Annotated in this window: 20 protein-coding genes and 1 pseudogene; 5 read left to right on the forward strand and 16 right to left on the reverse strand. The window is 36.3% G+C overall.

Annotated elements, in window-relative coordinates:
• Positions 1 to 390: 390 nt before the first annotated feature.
• The 4 genes from DL897_RS11000 to DL897_RS11015 all read right to left on the reverse strand — a co-directional run bounded on the left by DL897_RS11000 (position 391) and on the right by DL897_RS11015 (position 5,444).
• Positions 391 to 1,482, reverse strand: a complete 1,092-nt coding sequence (locus DL897_RS11000) for a HEAT repeat domain-containing protein (protein WP_113659191.1) — start codon at positions 1,480 to 1,482, stop codon at positions 391 to 393.
• Positions 1,483 to 1,495: 13 nt separating this feature from the next.
• On the reverse strand, positions 1,496 to 3,064 hold the full coding sequence (locus DL897_RS11005) for a hypothetical protein (protein ID WP_113659192.1): 1,569 nt from the start codon (positions 3,062 to 3,064) through the stop codon (positions 1,496 to 1,498).
• 560 nt (positions 3,065 to 3,624) lie between these two features.
• The gene (locus tag DL897_RS11010) at positions 3,625 to 4,086 is read right to left on the reverse strand and encodes a nucleoside deaminase (RefSeq protein WP_113659193.1); all 462 of its coding nucleotides are present in this window, start codon (positions 4,084 to 4,086) and stop codon (positions 3,625 to 3,627) included.
• 56 nt (positions 4,087 to 4,142) lie between these two features.
• The gene (locus tag DL897_RS11015) at positions 4,143 to 5,444 is read right to left on the reverse strand and encodes a purine/pyrimidine permease (RefSeq protein WP_113659194.1); all 1,302 of its coding nucleotides are present in this window, start codon (positions 5,442 to 5,444) and stop codon (positions 4,143 to 4,145) included.
• Between the two features lie 295 nt (positions 5,445 to 5,739).
• Between DL897_RS11015 and DL897_RS11020 the strand changes: the two genes are divergently transcribed.
• Positions 5,740 to 6,627, forward strand: coding sequence for a LysR family transcriptional regulator (locus DL897_RS11020; RefSeq protein WP_113659195.1), 888 nt, complete (start codon positions 5,740 to 5,742; stop codon positions 6,625 to 6,627).
• Between the two features lie 210 nt (positions 6,628 to 6,837).
• Here the strand turns inward: DL897_RS11020 and DL897_RS11025 are convergent, their stop codons facing one another.
• The 4 genes and pseudogenes from DL897_RS11025 to DL897_RS11035 all read right to left on the reverse strand — a co-directional run bounded on the left by DL897_RS11025 (position 6,838) and on the right by DL897_RS11035 (position 8,650).
• The gene (locus DL897_RS11025) at positions 6,838 to 7,317 is read right to left on the reverse strand and encodes a GNAT family N-acetyltransferase (protein WP_113659196.1); all 480 of its coding nucleotides are present in this window, start codon (positions 7,315 to 7,317) and stop codon (positions 6,838 to 6,840) included.
• A gap of 171 nt (positions 7,318 to 7,488) precedes the next feature.
• Positions 7,489 to 7,581, reverse strand: a pseudogene (locus DL897_RS19130) (helix-turn-helix domain-containing protein); the annotation flags it as partial.
• Positions 7,582 to 7,946: 365 nt separating this feature from the next.
• Entirely contained in the window at positions 7,947 to 8,294 is a 348-nt protein-coding gene (locus DL897_RS11030; protein ID WP_113659197.1) for a DMT family transporter, read from the reverse strand.
• 29 nt (positions 8,295 to 8,323) lie between these two features.
• A complete protein-coding gene (locus DL897_RS11035; RefSeq protein ID WP_113659198.1) occupies positions 8,324 to 8,650 on the reverse strand; it encodes a DMT family transporter in 327 nt (108 codons plus the stop codon).
• Between the two features lie 442 nt (positions 8,651 to 9,092).
• Here DL897_RS11035 and DL897_RS11040 point away from each other — a divergent pair, with 442 nt between their 5' ends.
• The 3 genes from DL897_RS11040 to menC are packed head-to-tail and all read left to right on the forward strand — an operon-like array spanning position 9,093 to position 12,218.
• Entirely contained in the window at positions 9,093 to 10,226 is a 1,134-nt protein-coding gene (locus DL897_RS11040; protein ID WP_113659199.1) for a M20 peptidase aminoacylase family protein, read from the forward strand.
• 4 nt (positions 10,227 to 10,230) lie between these two features.
• Entirely contained in the window at positions 10,231 to 11,079 is an 849-nt protein-coding gene (locus tag DL897_RS11045) for a GNAT family N-acetyltransferase (protein WP_113659200.1), read from the forward strand.
• Between the two features lie 29 nt (positions 11,080 to 11,108).
• Complete coding sequence (gene menC, locus DL897_RS11050; RefSeq protein WP_113659201.1) at positions 11,109 to 12,218, forward strand: o-succinylbenzoate synthase; 1,110 nt, start codon at positions 11,109 to 11,111, stop codon at positions 12,216 to 12,218.
• 157 nt (positions 12,219 to 12,375) lie between these two features.
• On the opposite strand, the gene DL897_RS11055 is transcribed toward menC, so the two are convergent.
• From DL897_RS11055 to helD, 8 genes are all read right to left on the reverse strand, one after another.
• Positions 12,376 to 12,642 (reverse strand): metal-sensitive transcriptional regulator, encoded by a 267-nt coding sequence (locus DL897_RS11055; RefSeq protein ID WP_113659202.1) that lies wholly within the window; start codon positions 12,640 to 12,642, stop codon positions 12,376 to 12,378.
• A 200-nt stretch (positions 12,643 to 12,842) separates the two neighbouring features.
• Entirely contained in the window at positions 12,843 to 13,622 is a 780-nt protein-coding gene (locus DL897_RS11060; protein ID WP_113659203.1) for a sulfite exporter TauE/SafE family protein, read from the reverse strand.
• 17 nt (positions 13,623 to 13,639) lie between these two features.
• A complete protein-coding gene (locus tag DL897_RS11065; RefSeq protein ID WP_113659204.1) occupies positions 13,640 to 14,116 on the reverse strand; it encodes a DsrE/DsrF/DrsH-like family protein in 477 nt (158 codons plus the stop codon).
• A 67-nt stretch (positions 14,117 to 14,183) separates the two neighbouring features.
• Positions 14,184 to 14,411: a sulfurtransferase TusA family protein gene (locus tag DL897_RS11070; protein WP_113659205.1), complete on the reverse strand. Its 228-nt coding sequence runs from the start codon at positions 14,409 to 14,411 to the stop codon at positions 14,184 to 14,186.
• A gap of 28 nt (positions 14,412 to 14,439) precedes the next feature.
• Positions 14,440 to 15,570 (reverse strand): MBL fold metallo-hydrolase, encoded by a 1,131-nt coding sequence (locus DL897_RS11075; RefSeq protein ID WP_113659206.1) that lies wholly within the window; start codon positions 15,568 to 15,570, stop codon positions 14,440 to 14,442.
• A 72-nt stretch (positions 15,571 to 15,642) separates the two neighbouring features.
• Positions 15,643 to 15,951: a rhodanese-like domain-containing protein gene (locus DL897_RS11080; RefSeq protein WP_113659207.1), complete on the reverse strand. Its 309-nt coding sequence runs from the start codon at positions 15,949 to 15,951 to the stop codon at positions 15,643 to 15,645.
• 319 nt (positions 15,952 to 16,270) lie between these two features.
• A complete protein-coding gene (locus DL897_RS11085) occupies positions 16,271 to 17,629 on the reverse strand; it encodes a S8 family serine peptidase (protein ID WP_240627384.1) in 1,359 nt (452 codons plus the stop codon).
• A 274-nt stretch (positions 17,630 to 17,903) separates the two neighbouring features.
• The gene (gene helD, locus DL897_RS11090) at positions 17,904 to 20,261 is read right to left on the reverse strand and encodes an RNA polymerase recycling motor HelD (protein WP_113659208.1); all 2,358 of its coding nucleotides are present in this window, start codon (positions 20,259 to 20,261) and stop codon (positions 17,904 to 17,906) included.
• A gap of 314 nt (positions 20,262 to 20,575) precedes the next feature.
• Here helD and yyaC point away from each other — a divergent pair, with 314 nt between their 5' ends.
• Positions 20,576 to 21,169: a spore protease YyaC gene (gene yyaC / locus DL897_RS11095; RefSeq protein WP_113659209.1), complete on the forward strand. Its 594-nt coding sequence runs from the start codon at positions 20,576 to 20,578 to the stop codon at positions 21,167 to 21,169.
• Positions 21,170 to 21,294 lie beyond the last annotated feature (125 nt).

Here is a 21,294-nt window from a genome sequence, read left to right on the forward strand (position 1 = left end):
GAGAACAGCAAAATAAAGGGAATATTCTGTTTAGTGAAATAGATAACTTAAATAACCATAAAAAATGGGCAAGATGAACATACACCTTACCCATTACAAGTATCATTTGAAAGAAAGGAGTATCGTTCTTTATCTACTGTTCTCTGATTGGCTTATATCCAAAAATGGGCACACTTCTCCCGTCATAAGCCTAATCTCTAATAAGAACAGTCGATAAAGTTTGCATTTCCTTTCCACCTCATTGTTATGAATGATAATCTTACAATACTAAGTATATGCAGCTATAAGACTTAATGTCAAGAAACCGAACGGCTTTTATATCCATCAATAGTCTACCACCGGCTTGCATCTCTGACTCACTAATTCCATAAAGACCGGCATTTTTCTACCTCACCCTACTTCAGCCAAAAAATCCTTTAACTCTTCCCGATTATTAAAATACGGTAAACCATATCTTTCTAAAGACAATGTAGTATCTGCATATTCCCAAATCGGTTCAACTTCAGTCATAGCCTGTAATACAAGTATTTGCTCCTTAGTTAAATCACTAAATGTAAGCTTTGTCTCTTGTTTTCTAAATACGATAAATAATAATACTCGCATAAACGTTAAACATCCCACATCACTTTTTTGAAAAACACCAACTAAATCAGGAATAAATGGGATGATCTGATTTTCGGGTAATCGTCCAAGACATAAAAAGATTTCTGCACTTAACCCATATTCTCTCCAAGGAAGTTGATCGAATAAAGAGGTGATTGTATCATCTGGGTTTTTCAAGGTATCTACCAATAGCTGAATGGCCTTCAGGTGACCAGGGTCTAAACGTAAAATGGCCAATGCTGATGTGATACCTAACAGCGAATAGTTTGTTTGAATAAATTGATTCATCAAAGTGATCGTTTGTGGATGCTTATCTCTTAAGTCTCCCAAACTGAGTAGGATGCTTGCTTTAACAACTTCATCTTTTTCAGTCTGTAATAAGGAACGTAACTGGCTTCGAACCTCTTCTGTTTGCTCTCCAATCTCTCCCAACACATAAGCAGCGGCGTTACGTATTTTAGCATTTGGATGGTTTAAAAGCTGGGTATAAACAGGTATTCCCTTTCGGACCGCAAGATGAGTTTCTTTTACCCAATCGTTATCTCGATTGAACTTGACTCCTTCATAAAACTCTTCATCCAGATCAAATTCTTCAAAATAAGAGGTTCCATTCGCTAAATGAACGAGATAGATTAAGATTTGATGTCGATCAGGAACTGACTCATACTCCAAGAGTTCAAGCAAAAAAGGAACTGCACGGGCTGCTGCTTCACAAATGGTCCCTTGGTGATAAATATTACTATATAGTGAACTCCAAGCGGTACGACGAACCTTTTCATCTAATGAAGTTAAATCTCGTATTAAATCAGGAACATCTTCGGCCGGTCCATAAGCATGTCCTAAACTTTTCCATTCAATCTGATCTAATGTTTCAAGCATACTCTACCCTCTTTCATGATTTAATCATTATTGATCTATTTTTCAGTTGCGGATATTTCCTCTGAATTTGTACAATGATCCACAACATTTTCTCAAAATGTTGCTTTCCACTCGTTCGTATTACGTCAGATAACATCGATAGAATCTGCTCACCTAATTCAGATGAAATCATCCCCAATACTTGGAAAAGCTCGAAAACCCTCTTTTTTAGTTGCCTACTTCCCCCTACATAGAATAATACTTTACGGAAGAAGTATGTCATTTGTTTAAATGTTTGGATATTCCATCTTGCACGGTTAGCCAGTTCTAAAGCATATGCTTGTACTTCCAAAGATGGACTTTCACTCGCATGAATCATCAACTCTGTTACATCAATTCTAGTTGGATAGATTTGAACCATCTCTTTGGCAAATTGTTGTACTTCAGGATAAGAGCTGTCAAGTAACCCATAGATTAACCTAGATGTTACCTGCTCATCGGAGAGGGTCTTTAAATAGCCAAACATCCAATGTCGTGTATCCTCCCATTCGGTTTCAACAAGGGCAATTAGTTTATCTTCGTCAAGCTGATTGATTACCTGAACCAACCAATTTCGTGCGATTCTCCTAACCTCAGCTTGCCGAACGTGTGTAAAATGTACTATTTTTTCTAAATCGATTTTATTTATATCGGGTTGCATCGTTTCAATTAGCCTTTGAGCAAAAGCAAAGGCTTGTAACTCTATCTGCTCGTGCGAGAGCAAAGAAAATACCTTTTCAATTGAAATCATCTGACATACCTCGGGCCAGAGCAACGTTCCTAATACCTGTTCACGCACAAAATCTTGTGCTTTTTTTACTTTTTGAGCATCCCAACGATAATTTAATAGATTAGGCTTGTCATTCCGACTGATCCGATTCCATAGTTTATTAATAAGCTCTGGTAAAATAGGAATGAACTTTTTTTTATTCTCTTGGACAAAGTTCACAAAAAATTCTTGCTTAACCTCTTCAAAGGTAAAGGCTATGTCCACCAAAAATGATGGAGAAATCTTAATATGTTTAATATCTTGTATCAATCTCTCACGAGCAACTGAAGCAATTCCATAATATTCTTCATCTAGTAACAGTGGTAATAGGTCTTCACCTTTATATGGATATCGAGAGACATCTACATGATTTAATACTTGAATAATAAATTTCTCACACTTCCATGTAGACCATTTTAAAAAGCCCTTCAAACTCTGTACCGATGCCCATTGTTTCCACTTCTTATTTAGCGGTCCCTCAATCAGTGGAAGCCAATCGTCTAGATCATCGATTCGCTCTTCACTTACTCGCTGTAACATCATTTGAATCAAACAGTTGATTTGTGCATCTGTCCATTTACTACTATTTTTAGTGATGAAGCAAATTGCTTTTTGGCGGAGGATGGATAAATCATAGGATAAGATATCTACGAGCAAGTTGATATCTGGCTCATTTTGATCTAAACGTTTTATAAGCTCGTCAATCGCAAACTCCCTTCGATCTGGTAGCCAGCCATAGTCACGATTACGCTCTAATAAATCAAACAGATCCTGAGTAGTTAACTTGGAAATCATTATACCAAACTTATATTCGATTCATCAGATAAAATCAGTATATATGTTCGTTTTTTTTGTGTCAACAAAGTCATTTTTATATTGGTTAATGATTTATTAATCAATATTATCTGGACTCATATCGTTGCATGTGACTAATGGCATAGAGAATATAAATATTATGCTTATAATCATCATTTTTTTACCTTCCAGTCGATGTGGGTATCTCCTTTCATTTGCTAATCTTGATACACACAACGTTAGGGTGTGATAGCAGTGTCGATCCTATTGGAAACCTATCGAAAAGAGAAAGGGAAAATGGACAAAAGCGATTCGTGACTTCCTAGATTTTCAATCGAAATATGCAACATGCTGAATTAGGCTTAAAAGTATTCCCACTAAGATTTTTAACATACATATAACTTTCCTGCTGAATATTGTCAGACAAACAAAAAGCAGAACATATAAATGTTCTGCTTTTTAAAGATTCTACGATCTAAGTGTATGAATCGTGAATTTAGGAAAGCGTGCATGTTGGAATATGATATGAAATAGCTGTTTTTTTCCGATCAAAGCAATATTTAAAAGTTCATTTCCTTCCAAAGTACAAAAGGATTCTTTTGTTTAGGATTCTTATCCAGCTTAATTAATTTAACATCTCGTTTTTCCATTGGAAGAGCTACTTGATGATAAACATATTTTGTACCTAACCCAATTTCTTCTGACTCTTCTGCAGTATAAGCATAATAAACATTTTTAAAATTCGCCAAGTAAATGGCACTTAAACACATGGAACAAGGCTCCCCACTTGCGTATAGTTCACAGTCAGAAAGATCCGATGTGCCAAGGCTACGAGATGCTTCACGAATAGCTTGAAGTTCAGCATGGGCAGTCGGATCATGTGTTTGGAGAACCTCATTGACTCCTTTAGCAACAATCTGCCCATCCTTAACGATAATTGCGCCATACGGCTTTCCCTTTTTGTTTTTGGCATTTTCATAAGCTAACTCAATTGCCAATTGCATAAATTCTGTGTGACTCATCAATAAGCACTCTCCTTTTGAATAGTTGAATTTTATAAAATGTGATATTTATTGTTTCAACAATCTACTATCTTTTCTCTTTTTTTCCATAGTTGTTCCAGTAGGATTACTATTATTGTACCCACAAGCAAACCATTATTTAAAATATATTGCAGAATGGTTGGAAGACCTTGAAAAATACCTTTAGGAAGAATCATTAAACCAATAGAGATTATTAGTGTGACTCCTAAAATGGTTAATTGACGCTGGTCTAAATCTTCTTTCCGAAGAGTTTGAAAAGCGATCCCTATCACTTGGACAAAGGACGCCAAAAGTGCAGCGCTTGCAATAGGACCTGGAAGCAAAGCTAAGAAGTTGACAATGGGTGGAATGACTGCTATACATGATAAAGCCAAACTTGCTATCAAGAAAGGTCCTATTCTTTTCTGACCCGTTAATTGGATAAAACCCACAGATACCGGTAAAGGAACTATTCCGATCGTAGAAAAAAGAGAAGATATAACATGTGAAATACCACCTGTCCAGATGCTACGATTCATTGTTTGCTTATCCTCTTTTTCGGATTTTGGATATACTTGTTTAGCAGCCGAAACTGCTGCAATCTTATTAGAAACTAAAATAAATGTAAACAAGATGGATGTTATAATCATTCCGGTATTTAACCGTGGAGTCCCCCAAGCAAAAATTTCTGGTAATTTAACCAAGGAAACCGGTTCGGAAATGGTCGTGGAGTTTTTTCCTAATAAGAAATAGAGTAACCAACCCAATAAAATCCCCATCAATACAGCGTAACTTTTAATCCATCCTTTTCCTTTATTCGATAATATAATAACAAGTATAAATACACCAAATGAAATCGCCACTGTTTCATAATCCATGATGGATTGTCCTTGTATTCCTATCATTCCTTCTAAAAAAATACCACTAAGTTGAAGTGATAAAATCAAAAGAAAGGACCCCGTGACCAAAGGAGTAAACAAAAATAACAGTCGAGTAACTAAACCAGCTGCTCCCAGAATGAAGAGCAGAAGACCTGCAACAATCAATCCTCCTTCTAAAAGTTGCAAGGTTTCCTCAGTACTTTGTCCCTGTGGAATAGCTATGCTTGCGAAAATCACAAATACACTAACCCATGAGCCCCCTGGACCGTCTGCAATTGGATAGCGATGTCCCAGCCATCCTTGTAAAAAAGAGCTAATTCCAACCACGAAAAATGTTCGTTGCATTAATTCAGAAATTTCTTCAATCGATAAATGAAATACTCCCCCAATTACAATGGGTAATGCAATAGAATTGGCCAGTAGGAAAATGAACCATTGAAATATACTTAAACCGTTATAAAAATGTTGTTTCTCCATAGTGTTTCACCTAAATTGGTTTATTCATAAAAATGCGGTGAGTAATGAACCTCATCTTTATAAATAGTGCTCTCCATATCTTTTAAATAAGCTCATCTCACAAAAAGAGCTTTTTCCATATGCGAATTAACAGCTTAAAAAATAGGATTTCTAGCTATTTTATACAAGCTCATTTCAAAACGAGATACAATTTCAATCTATACTTATGATATCTTAAGAAGTAGTATATGAAAAATATAAAAAAAATTAATTTCACTTAGGTTTTTCATATATAAAAAGGAGTGTTTTTCTACCGATGGATATAAGACAACTGCGATATTTTATAGCAATTGTAGAAGAAAAAAAAATTTCTGCTGCTGCTAAGAGGCTTCATATTTCTCAGCCTCCTCTAAGTCAACACTTGAAAGCCATGGAAGATGAACTAGGAACAAAATTAGTAGAGAGAAATGGAAAATTTTTAGAGCTAACGGAAGCAGGAAAATCTTTATATCAATATGCCTTACAAATGACTCAATTAATGGACGAAGCAATGATGGAAATCAAGGAGATCAGTAACGGAGTAAATGGAAGACTTACGATAGGTATCAATACTATTTCGGTAGTCGAATTATCTAAAATGCTTCACCAATTCCACCAAAAATATCCTAAGGTTACCTATAAAATTCAACAAAATGAATCATCTCATCTTTGTAAATTAGTGAAGGATCGGATTGTAGAGTTAGCAATTATACAATTACCGCTCGAGTTAGATGATTTTTCAGTGATCCACCTTAATACCGAACATTTCTACTTTTTAACTTCAAATAAACAACAAACTTTTAATCATGAGGTCACACTTGCTGAAATTCAAGACTATCCACTGATTATACCAAGTACAGAAGGACTAGGCGTGCATTATATGATTTTGGAAGCATTTTCGAAATCCCATTTACATCCGCACATTGTTGCCGAATGTTCTGATATCTCCCTTTTATTGGACTTAGTCGCATCTGACTTTGGCACAGCTATTGTTCCAGAAACCGTAATTAAACAATACAAATACCACCATATCCAAGCTTCCAAAATTATAGATACAGAGCTAATTGCATCTACGGGGTTAATTTGGTTAAAAAATCATTATCTATCAAAAGCCGCTCAAAACTTTATTAATCTCATAAACCGATACAAAAACATTGCACTCTAATTTTAGAAATGACCTGGGTTTTTGATCAAATTATACAAGGCTCTAGTATCTTTCAGCAAATAATCCCCTTTGATTGACTGTGTTTGGTAATACGGACGACCACAGTCAATCAAAGGGGATCACATCACTATAACTAGGACTTTACTTAATTGAATGAATAAAAACAGTGTATATCATCAGCTAGCAATGTTTAAATGTTGAGCATACTCCCTATTCTAACTTAAGATATTTTACAAATAAAACTCGCTCTTGTCCCTGACCGTCATAATCCTTATGAATGGATATTCCATTTACTTCGTAATCCCCTTTTTCTATCTGAAATCCCATTTTCGTATGGAATGCAATCGATGTATGATTTGCTGGTGAAGTTAAACATCGAACAATTTCGCAACCTCTTTTTTGTACCGCCTCAAAAAATAGTTCATATAAGCGCTTTGCAATCCCCTTTTTTCTATATTTCGGATGAACTCCAACAAAATGAACATAGGCTTCATTAAGATAAGTTTGTGAAATAAATCCAATTAAAAAACCAATGATTCTTCCATCCTTTTCAATTATAAAGCTTGTATTTTGAAAATGTACAAAAAATAGTTTAGGCAGCATATCTGTCATCTGTCTGCCACCCCACCATTCATTCAGGACAGAAATCACTTCTTTATAATCAGCAGCACAAACTGAACGTGTCAACATGATAATCACCTTTTCTTTTATACGTTTTATCTAGCAAACGAAAGTAAGGAAGAAACATTGCGGTCAATGCTGATAACTTAATCATACCAATCACAAAAGATTTCTTACACCTAGATTCGACCATGAAATGTCAGTAATGGATTTTGACATGATTCGTTGCCAATGTGCAAGCTGTTTCTTGAAGAAGCGGGCAAACGTATCTGCTAAGGTTTCCAACAAGGATTGCAAGCAACGGGCATCCACTTCTTTTAGCCATTCAAGCTCAAATTAAATACTGAATGATTATTACTATCTAATTTTATATGTATATCAACCTTTTATCTATTCGAAACCGATTATATCATATGCAACAAGTAGATTTAATATTCAAAAAATAAATACTATTAGGCTGTATCCTAGCTGGATTTCATCTCCTATTTAGCTAGTTTGAAATGGGAGTACTCTCTCAGAAAGACTAAGATATTGAAAGATGGGAATAAACGATTGTTTAATTAATTGTTGGATTGTATATGTTTAAGGTTTGAAATACAAACTGGTTTTTATTTAAAAGAAACACAAATTGACTTAGGGTTCCTTAAGGGATGTCCTAAGTCTTTGTTTTATTATGAAGTAAATCAATTGGAATCCATTTAATTTGATGAATTTGCCCCCTTTCCCGTTCTATTAGAAAAATTCAACAAGAATACACCACCAATAATTAGTATTAGACCTGCAAATGTCATAAAATTAAATGGATCTTCCCATAAGAGAATGCCGATTAATGCAGTTAAAGCGGTACCTACACCCGACCATATTGCATAAGCTAAACTTAATGGAACTGTTTGAAGACATAAGGATAAGCAATAAAATGATAATCCAAAGCCAATTATCACTCCAATAGAAGGAAATGGTTTTGTAAGTCCTTCTGACATTTTAAGCATGGTCGTACCAAACACTTCACTCATAATAGAAATTCCCAAAGCAATATATCCTTTCACTATACCACCTCACATTCTCTATCTATTAATTAAGAGACTCCACTTGAAAGCTTCAAAACAATAACTCCCCCAATGATTAAAACTAAACCTAATAATTTTTTCAGATTGAATGATTCTTTCCAAATAACGATTCCGATCAATGCAGTTAAAGCTGTACCTACACCTGACCATATTGCATAAACCAATCCTAATGGTAACTCTTTAAGCGATAAAGATAAAAAATAGAAAGCCAAGCCCATTCCTATTACTACACCTATGGAAGGTAGCCACTTTGTAAATCCTTTTGAAACTTTAAGCATGGAACTACCAAATACCTCACTAATAATAGCTATTACTAATAAAACATATGGGCTCATGATGAATCACCTATTCTGTCATATGAATGAATTCTTATGGAAGCCATTAATAAACCTGCTTAACCTAACATTTGATATTCCTCTCTCTATTACCATACCGGCTGGACGGTTATCTTGTCAACTTTACTGCTTCTATGTACAGCAAGGATTTTACTGGATCTTATTACTAGATACAGTAAATAATCCTGATAGGATCAAAATTTTATGATTATTATTTTGTATGTAATACAAACTAGTATTTAGTTATAATAGGTTTGTATAAAGCATCTTCTTTGATAATTTATACAAGATCATATTCTATCATTTTTATATTAGAGCAGAGTAAACCGTTACGAAAAGCAAGGCGCCTTCTATATGAATCAAACAAGACAACGGGGATTTTATATGAAAACGATAAGTAGCTGATAAAGGCAATATCCTCTCTTAGAAAGATGGGATAAGAATGAAAGAATTAATCAAAAAAATCAAACCCAGACTGATTGAGATCTTTGAATATCTACATCGTCATCCAGAGATTAGCTGGCAGGAAGTAAATACCACCCATTATATCGCCAACATCCTTCATGAAAATAATAGTAAGGTAACTACATTTGATGACTGTACTGGAGTAATCGGTGAGCTCGGTTCAGGTCCGATTACAGTCGCTGTTCGTGCCGATATCGATGCACTTTGGCAACAAGTGAATGGCTCTTTTCAAGCAAATCATTCTTGTGGACATGATGCACATATGACCATGGTTATTGGTACTTTTCTACTATTAAAGGAAATTGGACTTCCTCAAACAGCAAAATGCAAATTTATTTTTCAGCCTGCTGAAGAAAAAGGGACTGGCGCTTTAAAAATGATTGAGAAAAAAGTTGTCGATGATGTTGATTATTTATATGGTGTTCATCTCCGTCCAGCCGAAGAACTACCTGATGGAAAAGCAGCACCAGCAATTCTCCACGGAGGGGCGCAATTTATCAATGGAGAGATTCAAGGGCAAGATACACACGGGGCAAGACCTCATCTAGGAACCAATGCGATTGAAATTGGTGCTTCTCTGGTTCATGAGTTAAATAAAATTCGTTTAAATCCGATGATACCTTATTCTGTCAAGATGACACGCTTTGTATCGGGTAGTGAAAGTAGTAATATTATTCCTGGACATGCCCAATTTAGCCTCGATTTACGTGCGCAAACCAATTCATCCTTACGTGATTTGGTAGAGAAAGTAAGAAAAGTGGTACAGAAAATTTCTGAACTATATGAAATACCTATCCCCCTCTCACTTGGTGGGAGAACTGCTGCAGCTGAAGTAGATGAAGAGGCACAAACCATCATGTCCCAAGCAATTCAACAACGGTTAGGTGAAAATAATTTAGCGCATCCGATTATGACTTCAGGAGGAGAAGATTTTCACTTTTATACCCTCAAACGCTCCCATTTGAAAGCAACTATGTTGGGATTAGGCTGCGATTTAAAACCCGGGCTCCATCATCCTTATATGACATTTAATCGAGAAGCTATCTTTTCAGGTATTGAAATTTTAACAACGGCTGTACTTTTAACATTTGAAAAGAAGAAAGGAAACTAAAAAGATGTATCATCAAATCAAAATTCTACAAACCGTTGATGAATTAACGGAAGTGCAAAAACTAGAACAACACATTTGGCAAATGGATCCCATTCCGGTTCATCAAACATTAACTTGTATCAAAAACGGAGGAATGATGTTAGGAATTTTTCATAAGGAGCAGCTAATCGGCTTTTGTTATGGATTTCCTGGTTTCGTCAACGGAAAAGGTTATCTCTGTTCACATATGCTAGGCATTCATCCTAACTATCAAAACCAAGGTTTAGGCGAAAAGTTAAAACAGGCACAACGAGAATGGGCCATCCATATGGGCTATCAATTAATCACTTGGACTTATGATCCTCTTGAAAGTATCAATGGTTATCTTAATTTAGAAAAATTGCATGGAATTTGTCAAACATATATCGAAAACTGTTATGGAGAAATGGAAGATGCCCTAAATCAAGGCTTACCTTCGGATCGCCTCATGGTCGAATGGTGGATCCATACTCCTCATGTGATAGAAAAACAAAAACCTCCTTTTATAAAATACAAGCAACCATTACTACTACCTTGGAATCTAAATAAACGTGATTTCCCTTTTCTTGATGATCATGTGATTGATCTTCCAACCATATGGAGGGAACATTTATCAGAGCGAAAAGCAATATTCATACCCATACCTACTCAATTCCAAAAAATCAAACAAACTGATTTCTCGCTAGCTCTGGATTGGCGACTAAAAATCCGTTATCTTCTACAAGTCCTATTTGCAGAAGGGTATGCCCTCACTGGTGTCAAGCGCCAAACAGATGAGCCCATTCAATACTATGTAGCGATCGATGTCAAGCAGTTATCCATCCATGATTCGTGAAATATCACGGCAGAAAGGAATACTAAATTATGAATATACACTCAATTACACTTAGAAAAATGAATATGCCATTAAAAGCACCGTTTACTACAAGCTTTGGTACTTTCAAACAAAAAGACTTTATTCTTGTTGAGATCCGCGATCAAGAAGGGCTAAGTGGTTGGGCTGAGTCCGTAGCCTTTACTTCTCCGTGGTATAATGAAGAGACGATCGAAACCAATTGGCATATGATAAAAGATTTTCTAATTCCTTTGCTATTGGAGAAGGATATCCAACATCCTCATGAAGTATCGCAGAGATTTGCCCATATTCGAAGGAATTATATGGCGAAGTCCGCTTTAGAAGGGGCGATCTGGGATCTATTTGCCAAACGCCAACAACTACCACTCGCCAAAGCTTTAGGTGGGAAAAAAAAGCAAATTGAGGTAGGAGTAAGTATTGGGATACAAAATTCCGTCCAAGAACTTCTTACAATCATTGAACGACATGTCTCGGCTGGATATCACCGCATTAAAGTAAAAATCAAGCCAGGTTGGGATATAGAGATCATCCGTGAAATCCGAAATCACTTTCCAAATATTCTACTTATGGCTGATGCTAATTCAGCCTATCGACTAACAGATACACAACGACTCAAAGAGTTAGACGAATTTAACCTAATGATGATAGAGCAACCACTGGCCCCCGATGATATCATTGACCATGCTTATCTTCAACGTCAGCTAACCACTCCAATCTGTTTAGATGAGAGCATTCATTCTGTAGAAGATGCACGTAAAGCACTTGCCTTAGGAAGCTGTCAAATTATTAATATTAAAATTGGACGGGTTGGTGGTCTAACCGAAGCAATGAAAATCCATGATTTATGTGAAACACAAAAGATCCCCGTTTGGTGTGGTGGAATGTTAGAGTCCGGGATCGGTAGAGCTCACAATATCGCATTAACCACACTCTCTAACTTTACCTTGCCGGGAGATACAGCTGCTTCTTCTAACTATTGGTATCAAGACCTTATAGAGCCAGAAGTAACTGTAAACCGTGGTATCATTCATGTTCCTGAAGAATGGGGCATCGGTTATGAACCCAATCGTTTAGCCATTGATCAATTCACACAATATAGCGAAACATTACGCCCTTGATCATGAGAGTGTATAGAAAAGGATTCTTCTTTATTTCCTTCATACCAAGAACAAACACTTAATTACAAATGAATAAATACAAAAGGACTTGAGATTCCAGAAGGGATCTCAAGTCCTTTTGTACTATACAGTTGACTTTGATTATAAAGATATCGATTTATTTACTACGTAGCATTAAATTCATGGCTTCTTTTAGAAGTTTTTTGGTATCTGCGTTTTCGCCTTTTTCTATCTCTTCTCTTAAACAATGCTCCAAATTATGAGTTACGATATACGTAATAGACCGATCTACAGCTGAACGAATTGCAGATAATTGTGATACGACATCTTTACAATCTTGATCTTCATCCATCATACGAAGAACGCCACGAACCTGCCCTTCAATACGCCGTAAACGTTTTTTTACATTATCATCATATATCATTGTATATCCTCCGTACTTATTACCTTTTTCTAATTAGACCTTTTAGATCTTTCCAATGCATAAGTTTACTCATTGATGGAGCAAGTGTATAAGGAAATGATAACAAAAATCACCTAATCATACGATATTTACAACGAAAAAACGAATCAATAGATATCTTTCTCTTTTTTGAAAAAAATCCCCCAACAATTTTTTGGAGATTAGGAAAGAACATCAAGCCAAATTTTCGCTGATGTAGCAATAATAAGGATAGATAAAATTACTTGTAATATTTTTGGATTTACTTTTTTCCCAAAGGATGCCCCCAGAGGTGAAGCAATCATACTGGCAATGACCAGAATAATGGCAGGAAACAGAAGGACTTGACCGGTAATAACTTTTGCAGTGGTTGACCCAATAGAAGAAATGAAGGTGATAGCGAGCGATGTAGCGATTGTTATTCGGGTAGGTATTTTCAGAACTACCAACATAACAGGAACCAAAAGAAAAGCCCCAGCTGCACCAATAACTCCTGAAGCAATTCCAACAATTAATGCCGATATGATCGCTAAAGGAACATGGAATGTTACCTTGTCCACAGGGATATCATTCAATCCTTTTTTCGGAACAAACATCATGATTGCCGCAATTGTTGCCAAAATAGCATAAACTAAATGAATTTGTCCTTCATTTAGCAGCTTGGATCCATAGCCACCGATAAAACTCCCGATCAAAATACTAATCCCCATGGAAAGAATGAGAGATTGATTAAGATATCCTCCCTTCCGATATGCAAGTACTGCTGTGATGGTAGAAAAAAATACTTGAACCGTATTAATCCCCGTTACTTCATGAGCAGTGAAAGAAGTAATCCCCAACAAAGTTGGAACATAGAGTAGCAACGGATAGTTAATAATTGATCCTCCAATACCCAACATCCCAGAAGTAAAAGAACTTATCAATCCGATGAAAAAAATAAGTGCAATAAATTCGATGTCCATATCTAAACACTTCTTCCCTAGATAAACAAGTTAACTTTTGCCTCGTTTGCTTCTGCAAGATAAGATGCCACTCCAGCATACTCAAGTCCATCAATTAGCTCTTCTTTTTTAATTCCTAATACATCCATAGACATGGTGCATGCGACCATTTTGATATCCAATTCTTGTGCCGTTTCGATAAGTTCTTTTAAAGTGGTAATGTTTTTCTTTTTCATGGTGTATTTCATCATCTTGGCACCTAATCCACCAAAGTTCATCTTTGAAATTCCTAATTTTTCAGGTCCTCTCGGCAGCAACTTAGCAAACATTTTATCCATAAACGATTTTTGTACAGGTACATACTGCTCTTTACGAAGAATGTTAAGCCCCCAAAAAGTAAAAAACATGGTTACTTGGTTTCCCATCGCAGCAGACCCTGTCCCAATAATAAAGCTTGCAATAGCTTTATCCAAATCACCACTGAATACGATCAAGGTTGATTTATTGTTTTCCATTATGATCTTCCTCTTCTATTTTTGTGTGATGAATGATCCCTTTATTATAAAGGGATCATTCTATTCTTTAACCTTTTTGAATCCAAAACTTATACACTCCGTTCTCTTCTCTCTGTTCGATAACTTGATGCCCTGCAGTTTTTGCCCATGCAGGAATATCACTGAAAGCTCCAGAATCGGTTGTATGAAGTTCTAAAATTTCTCCTGATTTTAATTCATCGATCGCTTTTTTCGTACGTACCACAGGCATAGGACAAGAAAGTCCTTTTGCATCCAACACTTTATCTACATTCATTTTTCATCGTCCTCCCAAGTAAAGTAAATTAATCATGAACAGCACAACGATTAGGGCCGATTTCCATTTCCCGTTGTTCATCTTCTGTCGGGGTAAGTTTCCCCATATTGGTTTTCCGAATTTCTTGATAAGCATAAGGTTGCGGTGGCAGATTCTCTGTCACCATTTTACGGAATATGGTTTCATTCCCTACTTGAAGTCCAGCATTTTTCATATATAGTTCTCCCAATTTAGCAAACACCCGTCCTTGATCATCCATTTCACTAATCTTTCCAAAGTGCGCTGGCAGAACGAGTAGTTCTGGTGAAAGCTCTTTATATCGTTGATATAGAGTATGGTGCAAATCGTAAGCCCAGTCTTCGGCTTTTCCTGCTAAGTCAGGTCTACCGATGGAATCTACAAATAGGATATCACCAGAGAGAAGATATTGATCATCCACCATCAAGGATGTGCTTCCAATGGTATGACCTGGAGAGTATAGAGGTTGAATACGAATCCGCGTATTGCCAACTAGAATGTCTTTTCCTTCTTCTAATGGTTCATATGAGAAGGTCACCTCTGTCGCATCTTTAGACGGGAGATAATAAGTTCCTCCTAGTTTTCCAGCCAGTTTACAACCACCAGAAATATGATCAGCATGAAGATGGGTATCGATTAAATATTTAATGGAAAGCCCCTTATCTTGAGCAAAACTCTCATACGTATCCATCATCCGTACTGGATCAATAATGGCTGCTTCTCCATGTGACTCAATTAAATAGGAAAGGCATCCTTTTCCAATTCGATTAAACTGATAGATGCTTCCCCCATCTTTTAAGTTTCCTATTTTGACTGGATAGAGATATTCACTCCAAGCTTTCATACCCCCTTGGAGATAATACATCTCATCCACGCCCGCTTCATCCAATTGCTCTGCCACAAATTTAGAGGAGCCTTCTTTTGCACAGACGACCAAGATATCTCGCTCATCTTTCGGTAATTTTTCTAATGCGTGTTCTACACCGTCAATCAAATCAAAGTATGGAATGTTAATAGATACCACTTTTTTCCCTTCGATTTTCCAATTGGTGTAGTCTTCTTCATTACGTACATCCAAGATAAAAAGCTCTCCATGAATGACTTTTTCGGCTGCTTCTTTTGACGTCATCATTTTCACCATAGAATAAACACCTCCTAAGCTAAAATGTGATAGTAACATCAGCGTTTCAGAAAGCCATATCGTTCTCCTTATTTATTGAGTCTTTCCTTTCCAAGCGAGCATCCCGCCAACCATGTTTTTTACTTTAAAACCATGTTCTAGTAGAAATTCACAGGCTCGTTCACTTCTAACACCTGATCGGCAGACCATAATGTATTCATTGTGTGAGTCTAGCTCATGCAGTTGATCAGGCAAAGTCCCTAAAGCAACATGTTTCGCTTCCGGAATTTTTCCTTCTGTAACTTCGCTATCTTCTCGAACATCAATAATGTTTAATTTCTCTCCTTTTTGGAGCTGACGTTCCACTTCCTGAGGTGAAATAGTTGGAATACTCTTTTTCATGAAACCCCTCCTTTTTTATCGAAATGAATGTTTTCAAAGACATAGATTTATATACATATACCCATATATGTATATTATTAAGGATAAAAAATACAAACCAAAGTATCAGCGGTTTGTTATTTTATACATATACCCCTATATGTATAAAATAAGCCAAGTAATTCTTTTTGTCAATACCAAATGAATTAGCCATTTTCATTCACCAAACGATGATTATTCCTCTTAAAAGGAGCTAACAATAAAAACCGATTCCTATATTAGAACTCAGGAATCGGTTTTTATATATCAAATAGATATGTTAAGTATACTCTTATTATTTTTAATGATTTAATGCATCAACTACATTAATCAATCCAGAACCGGATTGCTCATCTTTCCCCTTCTTATAAATATCCTCAGCCGATTGCTCAATGATTGATTTCACTTGAGCAGGCTTTAGTTTATTCTTTCCATGTTTAGCGATAATAACCCCTGCCAAACCAGCTACTTTGGGTGCTGCCATGGAAGTTCCTGCTTTATATCCATAACCATGTCCAATAATATTTTTTTGCGCATCGAAGATAGGTACTGTGCTCATGCATAAATAAGAATTATCTCTTCCTTGTCCAGTATCTGGATTATAGTTCGGTCCAAGATCACCACCTGGTGCCATCACATCAATTTTTCCTACACCATAGTTCGAATAATAAGCTAACTTTTTATCCTTATTCCCAGCAGAGACACGGATTAATAAGTTACTCGCAGGGTCACGATGAGTTGCTCCATTAGCATCTTCCCCATAAAGAAACTTCGTTAGCTTAGCTGGATTATGAATATCCGCTCCTGCATTTCCAGCAGAACCTACCACAGTTACTCCTTTTTTTGTTGCATAAGAAATGGCTTTTTTAAAGAGATTTATTTCTGCACGAATATCATTGGTATCCCGTTCTGGGTCTTGGAGATACATATAAGAACCCAAACTCATATTTACTACATCATAATCCTTATCAGCAGCATATTTGAGTGCTTCAGCAATCGTATCGGTGCTCGCCTCTCCATCTTTTGGAAATACTTTCAAAGCTCCGATTCCAAGCTCAGGACCTACTCCTAATGCCATTCCATTTGCCGCAATACTTCCAGCAACATGGGTACCATGACCATTGTTATCATTTGCATCTTCACCTGCTACAAATGACTTCGCATCCACAATATTCGCTTTGATATCAGGATGATTCAAATCCACTCCAGTATCGATGACTCCTACCACAACATCCTTACTTCCTTTTCCTTTTGGGAGAGTAAAGCTTTTACCATTTTGTGTCACTTGTTTAATATCCCATTGATATTGATCATAGATAGAATGATCCTTAACATTTACTAATTCTGCATCTACAACTTTCTCTTGGATTATTTTTAAAGAACGTCCAGCACTCTCAACTGAATCTAATTTACGAACTCTATCAAGAAACAATGGATCCTTTGAAGACGCTTTCACATAAGCTAGCTCCGAATTCTCTTTAACAACTGATCCGCCTGCTTTTTCAATCAAATCCTTTACATTGCCGGGAACCGAAGAGCCTTTAAAGTTAATCGTATAGGTTGTTAATTTTGATTCTTCAGCACTCACTTTCCCCACTGAAGAAAGAAATAAAGACACGGATAAAACAGTAGCAATTCCTGTTGCGAAAAGTTTTTTCATATCAATCATCCTTTTCTTAGATAAAAATAGATGTGAATAAATCTAATAATATATTTCTTTTATTATATATGAAAATCCTTTATATTAGTATAAAAATTTTCCATTAACATAAATATAAAAATTATTTATATTCATTTCGATCAATTACTATATAATTAAAAAATACGAAAGAAAATTATAGCGTTCTATATAGTTAGAACGCTAAAGATTTCTGGCAAACTCGATTTTCTTTTTCCCCTAACGATAATCAAACAGAAATGAAAAAATGCTAAATCTACAGGTTTCTTTCTAAGACGTAAGTATCTGAAGAAACCTCGGAAATAAATGGAGTGATCTCCCCAAGCGAATAGATATAAAGCTCATGCATAGCTCTTGTACATGAAGTATAAAATAGTTTCCGTTCGCTCTCTCGACCATACTGACTTTTTGAACCGTTATAAATAATGACCGCATCAAATTCGACCCCTTTTGCCAAATAAGTCGGGATCACTACAACCCCCTTCTTCAGTGTTGTAGTTTCTTTATGAATGAAAGAGAGAGGAACTTTACCCTGTAATGCTGTATACACCTCTTTACTTTCCTTAGCCGTTTTACAAATTATCGCAATGGTCTGATGCCCTGCCAACTGAAGGTGATGAATACGATCAGCTACTTTCCTTTCGAGCTCCTGTTTATCTGATACTTGAGTAACCATTGGCTTACTTCCTTCACGTTGAAATGGTTCAATATCTTGCCCACCCGGAATCATCCCTCGGGTAAACTGAGTAATAGGCCAAGTTGAGCGATAGCTCCGGTTTAACTTAAATACCCGAGTCTCTTCAGGATCGTACAAAGATAGCAAGGAAGTAAAACCATCATCCGTCATATTATGAGCATATAGCCCTTGGTTAAGATCACCTAGTACAGTTAGCTTACTTAAAGGAAATATTTGTTTCATAAAAGCAAAATGAAATGGAGAAAAATCTTGAGCTTCATCAATAAAAACATGCCGAACAGAAGTATTAATGCGAAAGCCTTCTATACAATCTTTGAGATAAAGGTATGGTGTAGCATCTTCATAAGCTAGTTCAAAATGCTTTAACTTCTCAACGGTCTGTACACAAATCTCCTCCCAAAGTGAAGGAACTTCCCATTCTGGTCTTAGCTCAAAAATGAATTGGGGATTCGTATATAACTGCCGATAAATAGCTGGAATATCAATAAAATAAAATTGGTTGACTTTTGTAAGAAGAGGCTTAAATTCTTTCCGTACAACCATTGAAGAAAGCATTTCTTTTTCTCGATCAAAATCATCAAATGATTGATCAGTGAAACGTTTTTGCCGCCTTAGCTTTTTATATACTTTGAGATAATCTTCTTTGCTGAGTAGTTCTATTTCATCTTCTACCCATGACTTAGACCGTTCTTGAATCTCTCGCTCTTTTAATTCTTCAATTAACCATTCAGCAACTAATCGCATACGATTTGGTATACGTAATGCTGGATCAAAGGAATAAAATTTTTCTCTAATCGCCTCAGCTGAAATGAGTACTTCATCTCGGAAACGGATATCTTTGAAAATCAATCCTTGTTGCCCAAGAAAGGCGACATAACTCTGAATAACATCCATAAACTCAAGTGAAGATTTAATAGTAATTCCTGCAATTCGCGCTGCATAGCTACGATTATCTTCATGAGTAAGAATATATTCTAACTGCGTAAATGGGTCTTCAACCTCAAAAGTCTTACTCAATTGACTCTCCAAATATTCCTGAAAGGTTGTCTGTCGCATATTTTCTTCTCCAAGTTCTGGCAGAACCGTAGCGACATAACTATTAAACAATGGATTCGGTGAAAAAAGTACAATATTTTCAGGTCGTAATGTATCTCGATAACGATATAGCAAATAGGCAACTCGCTGCATGGCAACAGACGTTTTCCCACTCCCTGCAGCTCCTTGTACAATTAGAAGTCGATTACGCTCATCTCGAATAATTTGATTTTGCTCTTTTTGGATGGTAGCAACGATACTCTTCATTTGCATATCGGACCGTCTACCTAAAGCTTCACGCAACATTTCGTCTCCGATAGTAATTCCTGTATCAAACATGCTATCAATATGACCATTCCGAATTAAATACTGGCGTTTTAGTTCCATTACCCCCTTTACCAATCCTTCAGGGGTACGATATTCCACCTCACCTGGGGAAAAATCATAATAAAGGCTGGATATGGGTGCTCGCCAGTCATAGATTAGAAAGGTTTCACTCTCCTCATCAAAAAATGACCCTACTCCCATATAAATGGGTTCAGCTTCTTCTTCGTCTTCTACCTTTAAGTCAATTCGAGCAAAATATGGGGAATGCTGCAACTTACTTAATGTTTTAAGCTGATTCCGTACATGACGATGGCTCCGCTCTCTTTCGGATAAAACCTCCGCTTGTTGTTTGATGCTTGCATAGGTCTCTGCTGCTTCTATCGGGTCATCCACATTAACCGTGATATCTTCCCAAAATTGGTTTCGAATTTCAACAATATCTGCCCGCATGGTACTTGTCTGTTGCACAAGAGAAGACAAACGCTTGGAGATTTTCTGAACCACATGATCTACTCTTTGTTGTTCTTCCTTCCATTCGCGTTCCCATTTATTCATACGACCACTCCACTTTTATAATTTCTTTCAAAAAAAGGTTGACAAAGGACTTTCTTTTTTTATATAATATAATAGGGTATATATTTAAATATAATAACTGGTGACCATTTTTCATTTTACTATGGATATGGATTAAGTTCAATATGCCAGTAAAAAATAGTGAAGAAAACACCTTGCCATTGGTTAAGGTGTTATTATGTGTGTAAAAATCTTTTCATATCCCCCCCACTAACCTGATAGAATTTCTCCTTTCGCTATGGAAGTATTCATATCGTAGAGAAATCGAGTTCATAGGTAGGGATCAGGAGGATTCTATGGAAAAGTTTCAAATCGAGTATCACCATCCAGATGTCATTCATCTTCTATCTAATCATCTCTCGCAACTTTTAACACAAAAAGGAGTGCCTGATTCTGAACTCGTTTGTCTATGTATTGGGACAGATCGAAGCACGGGTGATTCTTTGGGACCACTAGTTGGAACCTTCTTATCGGAAATCATTCAAAATCAGTTATACATTTATGGTACCTTAGATAATCCGATTCATGCTATCAATCTGGATCGCACGATCACTAAAATCCAGCAAACCCATCCTTCTGCATGCATCCTGACTATTGATGCAACCCTTGGTAAACAAAAAAACATTGGTTTTATTAATCTTGGACTTGGCCCTCTAGAACCGGGCAAAGGGCTAAATAAAAATTTGCCTTCAATTGGGGATATCTATCTAAAAGGAATTGTAAATATCGTGGGTGCACATAAAATTTATATTTTGCAAAATACTCGTCTTCATCGCGTATATCAAATGGCTAAAGTCATTTCTTTAGCCATCCTGCAAGCCACTGAACGACTAAACTTGCATACCAGCAACCCTCCACTACAGAGCAATATGCTTATAACCGGAAAATGACTTAGGGATTAGCACCTAAGTCATTTTCCGGTTATTAACATCCTACATTACTTGTACCAGCTTTTTTCTAAGGGTAAATATGCTAAGGGTTATATGATCCTTCTCGAATTCTCAAAAAGAGACAC

This window comes from Thermoflavimicrobium daqui (assembly GCF_003313465.1).
In the GTDB taxonomy this organism is placed as follows: Bacteria; Bacillota; Bacilli; order Thermoactinomycetales; family Thermoactinomycetaceae; genus Thermoflavimicrobium; species Thermoflavimicrobium daqui.

Bases quoted from the DNA above. Each gene is read 5' to 3' on its own strand.
- DL897_RS11000 (WP_113659191.1), bottom strand. From the start codon at position 1,482: ATGCTTGAAACATTAGATCAGATTGAATGGAAAAGTTTAGGACATGCT.
- DL897_RS11005 (WP_113659192.1), bottom strand. From the start codon at position 3,064: ATGATTTCCAAGTTAACTACTCAGGATCTGTTTGATTTATTAGAGCGT.
- DL897_RS11010 (WP_113659193.1), bottom strand. From the start codon at position 4,086: ATGAGTCACACAGAATTTATGCAATTGGCAATTGAGTTAGCTTATGAA.
- DL897_RS11015 (WP_113659194.1), bottom strand. From the start codon at position 5,444: ATGGAGAAACAACATTTTTATAACGGTTTAAGTATATTTCAATGGTTC.
- DL897_RS11020 (WP_113659195.1), top strand. From the start codon at position 5,740: ATGGATATAAGACAACTGCGATATTTTATAGCAATTGTAGAAGAAAAA.
- DL897_RS11025 (WP_113659196.1), bottom strand. From the start codon at position 7,317: ATGTTGACACGTTCAGTTTGTGCTGCTGATTATAAAGAAGTGATTTCT.
- DL897_RS11035 (WP_113659198.1), bottom strand. From the start codon at position 8,650: ATGAGCCCATATGTTTTATTAGTAATAGCTATTATTAGTGAGGTATTT.
- DL897_RS11040 (WP_113659199.1), top strand. From the start codon at position 9,093: ATGAAAGAATTAATCAAAAAAATCAAACCCAGACTGATTGAGATCTTT.
- DL897_RS11045 (WP_113659200.1), top strand. From the start codon at position 10,231: ATGTATCATCAAATCAAAATTCTACAAACCGTTGATGAATTAACGGAA.
- menC (WP_113659201.1), top strand. From the start codon at position 11,109: ATGAATATACACTCAATTACACTTAGAAAAATGAATATGCCATTAAAA.
- DL897_RS11055 (WP_113659202.1), bottom strand. From the start codon at position 12,642: ATGATATATGATGATAATGTAAAAAAACGTTTACGGCGTATTGAAGGG.
- DL897_RS11060 (WP_113659203.1), bottom strand. From the start codon at position 13,622: ATGGACATCGAATTTATTGCACTTATTTTTTTCATCGGATTGATAAGT.
- DL897_RS11065 (WP_113659204.1), bottom strand. From the start codon at position 14,116: ATGGAAAACAATAAATCAACCTTGATCGTATTCAGTGGTGATTTGGAT.
- DL897_RS11070 (WP_113659205.1), bottom strand. From the start codon at position 14,411: ATGAATGTAGATAAAGTGTTGGATGCAAAAGGACTTTCTTGTCCTATG.
- DL897_RS11075 (WP_113659206.1), bottom strand. From the start codon at position 15,570: ATGGTGAAAATGATGACGTCAAAAGAAGCAGCCGAAAAAGTCATTCAT.
- DL897_RS11080 (WP_113659207.1), bottom strand. From the start codon at position 15,951: ATGAAAAAGAGTATTCCAACTATTTCACCTCAGGAAGTGGAACGTCAG.
- DL897_RS11085 (WP_240627384.1), bottom strand. From the start codon at position 17,629: ATGAAAAAACTTTTCGCAACAGGAATTGCTACTGTTTTATCCGTGTCT.
- helD (WP_113659208.1), bottom strand. From the start codon at position 20,261: ATGAATAAATGGGAACGCGAATGGAAGGAAGAACAACAAAGAGTAGAT.
- yyaC (WP_113659209.1), top strand. From the start codon at position 20,576: ATGGAAAAGTTTCAAATCGAGTATCACCATCCAGATGTCATTCATCTT.